Origin of the sequence: Ruminococcus sp. CAG:379, assembly GCF_000434255.1 — a bacterium.
Classification (GTDB): Bacteria; Bacillota; Clostridia; order Oscillospirales; family Ruminococcaceae; genus Ruminococcus_F; species Ruminococcus_F champanellensis.
On record NZ_FR894882.1, the window covers coordinates 2,812 to 6,192 of the forward strand.

The 3,381-nt window shown below is 55.1% G+C and carries 4 protein-coding genes (1 of these 4 only partly in view); all 4 read right to left on the bottom strand.

Features of this window, described 5'->3' with window-relative positions; all coding sequences use genetic code 11:
• The coding region (locus QVO51_RS04860; protein ID WP_288167877.1) for a GldG family protein at nt 1-1,383 on the bottom strand (1,383 nt) is incomplete at its 3' end.
• 15 nt (nt 1,384-1,398) lie between these two features.
• Complete coding sequence (locus tag QVO51_RS04865) at nt 1,399-2,103, bottom strand: ABC transporter permease (RefSeq protein ID WP_022357452.1); 705 nt, start codon at nt 2,101-2,103, stop codon at nt 1,399-1,401.
• On the bottom strand, nt 2,103-3,092 hold the full coding sequence (locus QVO51_RS04870) for an ABC transporter ATP-binding protein (protein ID WP_022357453.1): 990 nt from the start codon (nt 3,090-3,092) through the stop codon (nt 2,103-2,105). Before QVO51_RS04870 ends, QVO51_RS04865 begins: the two co-directional genes overlap by 1 nt.
• 115 nt (nt 3,093-3,207) lie before the next feature.
• On the bottom strand, nt 3,208-3,381 hold the end of the coding sequence (gltX, locus tag QVO51_RS04875; protein ID WP_022357454.1) for a glutamate--tRNA ligase. Its footprint extends 1,302 nt past the window's final position; only the last 174 of its 1,476 coding nucleotides appear in the window; its start codon lies beyond the right edge, outside the window — the gene reads right to left on this strand; it ends in the stop codon at nt 3,208-3,210.

Genomic DNA, 3,381 nt, shown 5'->3' on the forward strand with positions numbered 1-3,381 from the left:
GTTGGACTTGGTGGTAATGGTCATCAGATTCTGCACGCCCTTTTCCGCATTTTCAATGTCAAAGGAGGTGGCAGTGGTGGATGCGGCTTCCTGGCTGGTGACAGGCACATCCGTAGAATCGGAAGCGGTATCCTGCTTGGTATTCAGCGGATACAGGAATGCGGTTTCAGAGGTTTGCAGCAGCGCCAGGGTCTGCCGGTCGGTATTGGACTCAAACAACAGCCGGATGGGCCGTGCCAGAGGCGCTACAATGGGACGGGAGGTATTGCTCAGCTGTGCCCCATAGTCACTTTCCGCCATAACCACATTCGGCGCAGTCAGCGTACCCAGTGCGGTGCTGACGTACTGTGCCTGGGAGGAATTGCCCTCATATACGATGGCATCTCCCATAGAAACGCCCCATTCTGCCAGGAATGCGTCCAGGTTGGGGGTATTCCCCTGCTTCACGTCCGCAATGTAGAACATATCCTTGTTCAGACCGCCCTCGTTGTACAGGAAATCGCTGAGCTTTGTGACCATGGCTTCTGTCAGGTCATTGTAGGGTGCCGGCAGCACCACCAGGTCGTAATCCGCCGGCAGAATGTTGTCGTTCAACAGATCCACATCGGTAATGTCGTAGCCGTTCTTGTCCAGCAGGTCATGCAGGGCGGCAACGGAATACTTGTTGGTGTCCGCATAGATGGAATTGGTACCGGCAGTCTGGACGAACGCAACCTTCTTGGGGTTGGCGTCGGTCACGCTCATGATCGCAGAGGTCAGGGACTGCTCCCCTACAAAGGTGTAGCTGGTCTTATAGGTGTAGGTGGTATAATCCGGGGTCTGCTCGGTCTGGATGATGTCCCCGAAGTCCAGCACCTTCACCCGGTCTCCGCAGGCTACGATCACATCCCCCTCCTGGAACTCACCGCTGTAGTACTGCTTGTACTCGGAGGTGATCTCCGGATGGTTGACCATATTGTAATATTCCACGGAAATGTGCCCGTTGGAGTTCTGACGGTATTTGTCCAGGGTCTCCGGCACGATCTTCATATAATTGTTGGTGGTAAAATAGCTTTCCTCTGCCAGCACCAGGATCTTCACGTCCTTGGACAGGTTCTTCACATAGTCGATGCTGTCCTGGGAAATCTCGTACAGCTTGGAGCTGGTCAGATCCACCTTCAGGGGGTATCTGTCCATAACCACGGAAACCACTACGTTCACCAGCACCACTGCGGCAATGAACACGGCGGTGATCCCGGTGGCAAGGGCGCCATACTTGAGCTTCTTCCGGTTCTTAGGCTTTTTTGCCTGTTCCGGCTTTGCATCCTTGGGGGCGTCCTGTTTGGATTCCTTTGCAGGCTTGGTGTCCTGCTGTTTCTCCAGATCCTTTTTCTCGTTACTCATTTCGGCATTCCCTCCTTACGCCCAGCGTCTGCGCTCAAAGACGCGGACGGTCAGAAAATTGAAGATCACTGCGGTACTGATGTAAAACAGCACACTGGGCAGATTGAACAGACCGCAGGTGAATTCGTAATATCTGGTGTAGAAGGACAGGGAGGTCAGCACATGGGCAACCGCCTCAACCTTTACATAGCTTGCAACCACATCGATCATGTACAGCAGCATCAGTGCCACAAAGCCGCCTACTGCTGCGATGATCTGATTTTCCGTCAGAGCAGACACGAACAGACCCACCGCAATGAATGCAGCCCCCAGCAGGAACATCGCCAGGAAGTTGGCGAACACGATGCCCCATGCCACTTCTCCGAAGAAGCTGAGGATCATGCCGTACAGCATCACGATGGCAATGCCGATGGTGTACAGGGTCAGTGCTGCAAAGTACTTGCCAAGCACGATCCCCGGCAGGGAAACCGGCGCCGTCAGCAGACCCTGGTCGGTTTTCTGCTTCAGCTCCTCACTGAACAGCCGCATGGTCAGAATCGGGATCAGGAACACGATGACCATGAACAGGCTGGAGAACAAGCCGGACATATCGGTGGTAGCACTGTACAGGCTGCTTGCATAGAAGAAGTAGCCGGCGAACAGATAGAACACTGCCAGAAAGATATATGCGATACCGGAGGAGAAGAACGCTCCGATCTCACGTCTGTAAATCGCGCCCATTATCTGGCACCCCCTTCAGAAGTCTTGGCGTCCGCCGGATTTGTGTGAATGGCAACCGCATCCCCCATGGTGATCTTCAGGAAGATATCCTCCAGGGTCATGTCGCTTGCACGCATCATGAGAATGGGCCAGTCATGCTCCCGGAGGATCCGGTTGACCTCCCGGCGGATATCCATACCCGCAGCAGCCTCCAGCTCATATTCAAACACGCCCGGCTCCCGCTCCATATCCGCACGGACATACTTGATGCCCTCGATATTCCGCAGTGCCTTGACGATCTCGTCCTTTTTGCCCTCCACCCGCAGGGTCAGCCGATGGTCGGTGGTGATATTCCTGGACAGATTGTCTGTGGTATCGTTGGCAACCACCACGCCCTTGTTGATGATGATGATCCGGTCGCACACCGCCTGGATCTCCGGCAGGATGTGGGAGGAAAGAATGACGGTATGGTTCTTCCCCAGCTTTTTGATCAGCGTCCGGATCTCCAGGATCTGCTTGGGATCCAGACCAACCGTAGGCTCATCCAGGATCAGCACCTTGGGGTTGCCCACCAGTGCCTGTGCCATGCCTACACGCTGCCGGTAGCCCTTGGACAGATGCTTGATGATCCGATCCTGCACATCCGTAACCTTGCACAGATCGCACACGTCCCGCAGATGCGCCTTCCGGGGCAGCTTGCATTTTTTCAGATCATACACGAAATTCAGATAGCCCTTGACAGTCATATCCTGGTACAGGGGCGGAAGCTCCGGCAGGTAGCCGATGTTTTCCTTTGCCTTGATGGGATCCTCCAGAATATCCACCCCGTTGATGAGCGCCTGGCCGGAGGTAGAAGAAATATACCCGGTCAGCATGTTCATGGTGGTGGATTTACCTGCGCCGTTTGGCCCCAGAAAGCCCAGTATTTCCCCATCCTCTACGGAAAAGCTGATGTCGTTGACAGCCAGCTTGTCTCCGTAGCGCTTGGTAAGGTTTTTCACCTCAATCATGTTATGTTACCTCCTGATCCTGACCGGCAGATGCCGGTCAATACATCGCACCGTTTCAGTATAGCGGTGCATTGTGATGGTTCTATGATAAGCCAGCGAAAACTAAGGCGCTTCCTTAGCCCCCCAGCTTTTCGATGCCCTTCCGGATCCGGGCAAGGGTGTCCTCCCTGCCCAGAATGGCGCAAAGCTCCACGCCGCCGCCGGGGGATACCTGCTTGCCGGACACTGCCGTGCGCACCGGCCACAGCAGCCAGCCGTTCTTGACCCCCTGCTCCGCCGCCAGCCCCAT